General features: G+C 60.5%; 6 protein-coding genes. All 6 read left to right on the top strand.

Annotation, left to right across the window (positions count from 1 at the left end; all coding sequences use genetic code 11):
- Nucleotides 1-152 precede the first annotated feature (152 nt).
- The 6 genes from aldA (at nucleotide 153) to ACW9HW_RS27680 (ending at nucleotide 7,299) form a co-directional block, all read left to right on the top strand.
- The gene (gene aldA / locus ACW9HW_RS27705) at nucleotides 153-1,577 is read left to right on the top strand and encodes an aldehyde dehydrogenase (protein ID WP_457402495.1); all 1,425 of its coding nucleotides are present in this window, start codon (nucleotides 153-155) and stop codon (nucleotides 1,575-1,577) included.
- A gap of 152 nt (nucleotides 1,578-1,729) precedes the next feature.
- A complete protein-coding gene (locus ACW9HW_RS27700; protein WP_457402493.1) occupies nucleotides 1,730-3,061 on the top strand; it encodes an MFS transporter in 1,332 nt (443 codons plus the stop codon).
- Between the two features lies 1 nt (nucleotide 3,062).
- Nucleotides 3,063-4,280 carry a mandelate racemase/muconate lactonizing enzyme family protein gene (locus tag ACW9HW_RS27695; RefSeq protein ID WP_457402491.1) on the top strand — a complete coding sequence of 406 codons (1,218 nt, stop codon included), beginning with the start codon at nucleotides 3,063-3,065 and terminating at the stop codon, nucleotides 4,278-4,280.
- A 167-nt stretch (nucleotides 4,281-4,447) separates the two neighbouring features.
- Nucleotides 4,448-6,055, top strand: coding sequence for a GMC family oxidoreductase (locus ACW9HW_RS27690; RefSeq protein WP_095192566.1), 1,608 nt, complete (start codon nucleotides 4,448-4,450; stop codon nucleotides 6,053-6,055).
- A gap of 113 nt (nucleotides 6,056-6,168) precedes the next feature.
- Complete coding sequence (locus tag ACW9HW_RS27685) at nucleotides 6,169-6,573, top strand: response regulator (RefSeq protein WP_095192565.1); 405 nt, start codon at nucleotides 6,169-6,171, stop codon at nucleotides 6,571-6,573.
- A 57-nt stretch (nucleotides 6,574-6,630) separates the two neighbouring features.
- The gene (locus ACW9HW_RS27680; RefSeq protein ID WP_457402489.1) at nucleotides 6,631-7,299 is read left to right on the top strand and encodes an HAD-IA family hydrolase; all 669 of its coding nucleotides are present in this window, start codon (nucleotides 6,631-6,633) and stop codon (nucleotides 7,297-7,299) included.
- Nucleotides 7,300-7,355 lie beyond the last annotated feature (56 nt).

Below are 7,355 nucleotides of genomic sequence, written 5' to 3'. Positions count from 1 at the left end.
TTCGCGAGCAGGCTCGCTCCCACAAGGGATTCCATCGTTTGAGGGGTAACATGCGTTTTTCGAATGTTACATCGCTCAATAAATCGTTTGTCCAACGAGCCTCGGATGCCAAGACTGCTCGCACTGGATAAAAACAACGATGGGCGATGCACATGCGACTCGAGCGAAACTTTGTTAACGGGCAATTCATTGAGCCGGCCAGCGCTGCGCTGATCGCGGTCTACGACCCGGCGACCGAAGAACGGGTCGGCGAGGTCTCTGCCGCCACCGCCGATGAAGCCACTTTCGCCGTGGAGGCCGCCGCCGCCGCGCAGAAAGCCTGGGGCAAACTCACCAGCATCGAGCGCGCCGAACACCTGCGTGCCTTCGCCGATGCCCTTGATACCCGCGCCGAAAGCATTGGTGAAGCCCTGGCCGCCGAGTCCGGCAAGAGCCTGGCCGACGCCAGTAACGAAGCCCGTTACGCGGCGCAGATCACCCGCTACCACGCCGAATGGGCGCGGCGCATCGAAGGCGAGATCATTCCCAGCGACACGCCGGATGAAAACCTGTTCCTTCACCGCGAGCCGATTGGCGTGGTCGCCTGCCTGATCCCGTTCAATTACCCGGTCTACACCCTGTTGCGCAAAATCGCCCCGGCGCTGATTGCCGGCAACACCGTGGTCGTGCGTCCGAGCAACAACACGCCAATCTCGGCCTTTGAGATCGCCAAGGCGGTGCAGCAATGCGCAATGCCAGCGGGCGTGATCAACATCCTGACCATGGACCACGCCACCGCTGCCGCTGTTTGCACCCACAAGGCCGTGGGCTTGATCACTCTGACCGGCAGCGTCAACGCCGGGCGCATCGTCCTCGACTACTGCAAGGCCAACATCGCCAAGCCATCGCTGGAATTGGGCGGCAAGACGCCGGCGATCATCGAAGCTGATGCCGATCTTGAAGCTGCGGCCACTGCAATCGTGGCCTCCAAGACCACCCACTGTGGCCAGTTGTGCACGGCGGTGGAGCGGGTCTATGTGCAGGAAAGCGTTTATGAAAAATTCCTCGGCCTGCTGAAAGAAAAAATCAGCGCCGTGGAATTCGGCGATCGCGCCGTGGATCCGGCCTTCATGGGGCCATTGGTCAACGCCAGTTCGCAGCAGAACATCCACGCTATGGTCGAGCGGGCCATTGCCGACGGTGCGGTGCTGGAAACCGGCGGTTTCATTCCGCAGGGCAAAGGCCATTTCTATCCGCCGACCTTGCTCAGCGGTTGCCGCCAGGACATGGAAATTATCCAGGAAGAAATCTTCGGCCCGGTGCTGCCGGTGCTCAAGTACCGCGACATCGACGAAGCCCTGGCCATGGCCAACGATCACCAGTTCGGCCTGTCTTCGGTGCTCTACACCGAGAACTACCGCACCACGATGAAAGTCGCCGGCACCATCGAGGCCGGTGAACTGTACGTCAATCGCACCCCGGCCGATCCGTATCAGGGCTTCCACGCCGGCTGGAAACGCTCGGGCCTGGGCGGCGACGACGGCAAGCACGGCATGCTCGAATTCACCCAGACGCGACTGGTCGTCATGAAGTACTAAGACGGCAGCTACAAGCCTCAAGCTTCAAGCTGCAAGTTAAAGCGATCGGTGAGCAGCTCTGGCTTGCCGCTTGAAGCTTGTAGCTTGCAGCTGCTCCTCTAATAACAACAATTATCCGAGCGCCCGGACACCGGGCGCCAGAGGTCTACTCAATGTCCAAGCACGCATCCACTGCTGCCGCTGTTCAGGGTTCCAACGCGGCTTCGAAAAGCCACAGCGACAAGGGAAGTCGCTATTTTCAACTGATGCTGCTGGTGCTGGCCGCCGGTGCGATCTACCCGATCCTGTACCTGCGTCAGGTCTACCAGACCACCATGCTCGAAGTGTTCCAGATCAACCACAGCGAGCTGGGTTATCTGTACTCGATGCTCGGTACGATTTTCCTCCTGAGTTATTTGCCGAGCGGCTGGCTGGCCGACCGTATCGCCCCGCGTTTCCTGATTTTCTTTTCGCTGGTGGCGACCGGTGTCCTGGGCCTGTGGTACTCCACCGCGCCATCGATGACCGGGCTGATGATCATCTTCGGCTGCTGGGGCCTGACCACCGGTTTGACCTTCTGGGCCTCGGTACTCAAGCGGGTGAAGATGATCGCCCACCATACTGAACAGGGCCGTTTTTTCGGCATCCTCGATGGCGGTCGCGGTCTGGTGGAAGCCTTGCTGGCGACGGTCGCCCTGGGGCTGTTTGCCTTCGCCACCGAAACCCGTGGCGAGTCGGCGGCCGAAGGCTTCAAGCATGTCGTCTACCTGTATGCCTTTACCTGTATCGCCATCGGCTGCGTGCTGGTGCTGATCAAAGATCCTAAGTCGATGGAAGAAACGGCGCCGGTGGAGAAGGGCAAGTTCAACCTGCTCAGCGACCTGGCGACACTGGTGAAAATTCCTGAACTGTGGCTGGTCACCGCCATTGTGTTCTGCGGCTATCACATCTTCTGGGCCACCTACAGCTTCTCCGACTACCTGCAGGGCGGCGGCATGACCGCGGTCATGGCCGGCACCATCACCACCATCAAGTTGTGGATGCGCCCCATCGGCGGCATCGGCGGTGGCTGGCTGGGGGACAAGTTCTCCAACATTTCGGTGCTGATCGTCGCGCTGTTCCTGGCGACCCTGGCGATGGTCGGCCTGATCGTGTTCCCGGCACTGGGCAGCATGGGCCTGCTGATCGCTACAGTGATTTTCATTGGCCTGATGACCTACGCCATTCGCGGCTTGTACTGGGCGATTCTCGACACTTGCAACATTCCGCTGCGCATCACCGGGCTCGCTATTGGCATCGTCTCGGTCGTTGGTTACCTGCCGGACGCATTCATTCCGTTGATCAACGGCTACCTCACCGAGCATTTCCCCGGTGCCTTTGGTTACAAGCTGTATTTCGGCTACATCGCGTTCGTCGGCCTGCTCGGGACCCTCGCGGCCCTGGCCCTGCGCGCCCGTATCAATCGTCAATCTTTCAACAAGTCAGCTTTGAAGACAGGTGCCTGAGATGAAAATCGTCGCCCTTGAAACCCATATCGTTGCCGTTCCGCCACCGCACATCGGCGGCATGTACTGGCTGTTCGTCAAGCTCAAGACCGATTGCGGCATCGAAGGCGTCGGCGAGATCTACGCCGCGACCTTCGGCCCCAAGGCCATGCTGCCGATCATCGAAGACGTGTTCGAACGCTACCTGCTCAACCAGGACCCGCACCACATCGAGCGCTTTTTCCGCCAGGCCTATTCCAGCGGTTTCACCCAGCGTCCGGACCTGACGATGATGGGCGTGGTCAGTGGCCTGGAAATGGCCTGCTGGGACATCATCGGCAAGGCCGCGAACAAACCTGTGTACGAATTGTTGGGGGGTAAAGTCCATGAACGGCTGCGTTCCTATACCTACCTCTATCCGCTCAACAGCCGTGGCGAGTACGACTACGATGACCCGGACCTGGCCGCCGAATGCGCCATCGAGAACATGAACAAAGGCTTCACCGCCGTGAAGTTCGACCCGGCGGGGCCGTACACCGCGTACTCCGGGCATCAAATTTCGCTGGAAGTGCTGGAGCGCTGCGAAACTTTCTGCCGCAAGATCCGCGAAGCGGTGGGCGACAAGTGCGACCTGCTGTTCGGTACTCACGGGCAAATGGTGCCGTCCTCGGCAATCCGTCTGGCCAAGCGCCTTGAGAAGTACGATCCGCTGTGGTTCGAAGAGCCCGTACCGCCGGGCCAGGAAGACGCCATGGCGCAAGTCGCGGCCAAGACCAGCATCCCGATTGCCACGGGTGAGCGCCTGACCACCAAGTACGAATTCTTCAAGCTGTTGCAGGCCGGCGGTGCGTCGATCCTGCAAATGAACGTCGCCCGCTGTGGTGGTCTGCTGGAAGCGAAGAAGATTGCGAGCATGGCCGAGGCTTATTACGCGCAGATCGCCCCGCACCTCTACAACGGGCCGATCGGTGCCGCCGCGAGCTTCCAGCTGGCCACCTGCACGCCGAACTTCCTGATCCAGGAAAGCATCATGACCTGGGGCGGTTTCCATGCCGAAGTGCTCACCAAGCCGTTGCAGTGGGAGGACGGCTACATCATTCCGTCCACCGAACCGGGCCTTGGCGTCGAGCTGAACATGGACGTGGTGCGCAGGCATTCGCCGTACACGGGTTCACGCCTGCACCTGCAAATGGCGCCGACCCCGGCCGACGTCAAAGACACATCGCCGGCCAAGGGCTGATGGAAATGGCGCCAATCCCTGTGGGAGCGAGCCTGCTCGCGAAGACGGACTGACACGCAGCATTGATGTCGACTGACATACCGCTTTCGCGAGCAGGCTCGCTCCCACAAGGGACTTGCCCCTTGACCGGGCGTTTTTTTGAATAACGACTTACGCGGTAACCGTGCATGACATACGACTACATCATCGCTGGCGCTGGCGCCGCAGGCTGCGTCCTGGCCAATCGCCTCTCGGCCTCCGGAAAACACACGGTGTTGCTGCTGGAGGCGGGCGGAAAGGACAGTTCCCTGTGGTTCAGGATCCCGGTCGGCTTCGCCAAAATGTATTACAACCCGACCTTCAACTGGATGTACTACAGCCAGCCGCAAAAGCAACTGGGCAACCGTGAAATCTACGCCCCGCGCGGCAAAGTGCAGGGTGGCTCGGGTTCGATCAACGCGATGATCTACGTGCGTGGGCAGGCCCACGATTTCGATGACTGGGCGGCCAACGGCAACGACGGCTGGGGTTTTTCGGACGTGCTGCCGTATTTTCGCAAACTGGAAAACCATCCGCTGGGCGACAGCGAATACCACGGTGGCAGCGGCCCGATCAGCATCACCCCGATGAAGGGCCAGACCCATCCGATCTGCGATGTGTTCCTCAAGGGCTGCGATGAACTGGGCTACCCGCTGAGCGAGGATTTCAACGGCCCGACGTTCGAGGGCGCGGGGATCTACGACGTCAACACTCGCGACGGCCAGCGCTGTTCCAGCAGCTTTGCCCATCTGCATCCGGCATTGAGCCGGCCGAACCTGACTGTCGAGCATTACGCCCTGGTGGATCGCGTGCTGTTCGATAACGGCCGGGCGACCGGAATTTCCGTGACCCAGCACGGCGTGGCACGCACCTTCACCGCAAACAAGGAAGTGATCCTTTGCGCAGGTGCCGTCGACACGCCGAAGATTCTGCAACTGTCCGGCGTCGCCGATCAGGCGCTGCTGAACAAGCACAACATCCCCCTGGTCAAGCACCTGCCGGCGGTGGGGCAGAACCTGCAGGATCACCTGTGCGCGAGCTATTACTACAAAGCCAATATCCCGACGCTCAACGACCAGCTCAGTTCGCTGTTCGGCCAGTTCAAGCTCGGCCTGAAGTATCTGTTCACCCGCAAAGGCGCGCTGGCCATGAGCGTCAATCAGGCGGGCGGTTTCTTCCGTGGCAATGCGCAGCAGGTCAATCCGAACCTGCAGCTGTACTTCAATCCGCTGTCATACCAGATCCCGAAAAACAATAAGGCCAGCCTCAAGCCCGAGCCGTATTCAGGCTTCCTGCTGTGCTTCAACCCCTGCCGTCCGACCAGTCGCGGGCACATCGAGATCGCTTCGAAGAACCCGCGGGACGCGGCGCTGATCGACCCCAACTACCTGAGTACCCAGAAGGACATCGACGAGGTGATCCAGGGCAGCCGCCTGATGCGCAAGATCATGGGCGCGCCGGCGCTCAAGGGCATCACCGTCGAAGAAGTGCTGCCAGGACCTGTGGTCGAAACCGACGAGCAGATGCTGCAGTACTTCCGCGAAAACAGCGGTTCGATCTATCACCTGTGCGGCTCCTGCGCCATGGGGGCCGATGAGCAGAACTCGGTGGTGGACAAGCGCCTCAAGGTCCATGGCCTGGACGGTTTGCGCATCGTCGATGCGTCGATTTTCCCTAACGTGACCTCCGGCAATACCCACGCCGCAGTGCTGATGGTGGCGGAGAAGGGCGCCGACCTGATCTTGCAGGACGCCTGATTTCGTCGCCTCCCTGTATCAAAAATGAATTTCCGTCGATGCCGCTGCTCATACCTGTAGGTAGCGGATTAGAGCCCGCGAAATCGTTGAGGCATACAGGGAGCGGCAAGGTCATGAGTCGAGTACCGACTGCAGGTGGAGACCTTCATGGCGGGTTGATTCTGGTGGTTGAGGACGACCCGCTGATTCTGGAATTTCTCTGTGAAATTCTTCAGGAAGAAGGCTATGTGGTGGAACCGCAGACCAGTGCGGACGCCGCATCGGTGTACTTGCAGCGTCATGCGCAGGGCGTCGGATTATTGCTGACGGACATCACCATGCCCGGCACCCTCAACGGCGCAGACCTGGCCAACCTGTTCGGCGATCGCTGGCCGGACAAACCGATCATGATCATGTCCGGCTACGAAACCCCGCAAAGCTCCGGCGTGCGGCACAACGTCTCGTTCATCAAGAAACCCTGGGCCCTGGGGCAGTTGCTCGATTGCGTGGATGGTGCGTTCAACTCACGCCGTACATGAATGATCGTGTACATTCCTCAAGACATCTGCCATCTCCTTGAGACAGGAAGGACCCTTTTGTCTACTCCAGACGCCATCTACAACCTCCCGTACCGTGCCTTCCTGTTCGACATGGACGGCACCATCCTTACTTCGATTGCCGCCGCCGAGCGCGTCTGGACCCACTGGGCCATGCGCCACGGTGTCGATGTCGAGACCTTCCTGCCCACCATCCACGGTGCCCGCGCCATCGATACCATCCAGCGCCTGGCCTTGCCCGGTGTCGATGCCGAGGCCGAAACCGCGTGGATCACCGCAGCGGAAATCGAGGATGTCGAAGGGGTTGCAGAGGTGGTCGGGGCGGCGCGGTTTCTCCGGTCACTGCCGGCCCATCAATGGGCCATCGTCACCTCGGCACCCAGGACGCTGGCATTGCGCCGCATGGCCGCCGCCGGAATTCCCGAGCCGGACGTGATGGTCACCGCCGAGGACGTCAGCGTCGGCAAGCCTGATCCGGCCGGTTATCGGCTGGCTGCCCGGCGGCTGGATGTCGAGATAACGGATTGCCTGGTGTTCGAAGACGCCACGGTGGGGATACTCGCGGCGCAAGCGGCGGGGGCGGATCTGGTGATTGTCACGGCGACCCATGATCAGCCGATGGAGACGGGGCATGCCGTGTTGGGCAGTTATGATTCAGTTGTTGCCCGTGTAGACGCCGACGGTTTCATCAGCCTGCACACCCTTTAATACTGTGGGAGCGAGCCTGCTCGCGAAGAGGGCAAATCAGGCACCGCAAAACTAAA

The organism is Pseudomonas sp. SDO5532_S415, assembly GCF_054071155.1.
This window is presented reverse-complemented; position numbering and strand designations above follow the sequence as displayed.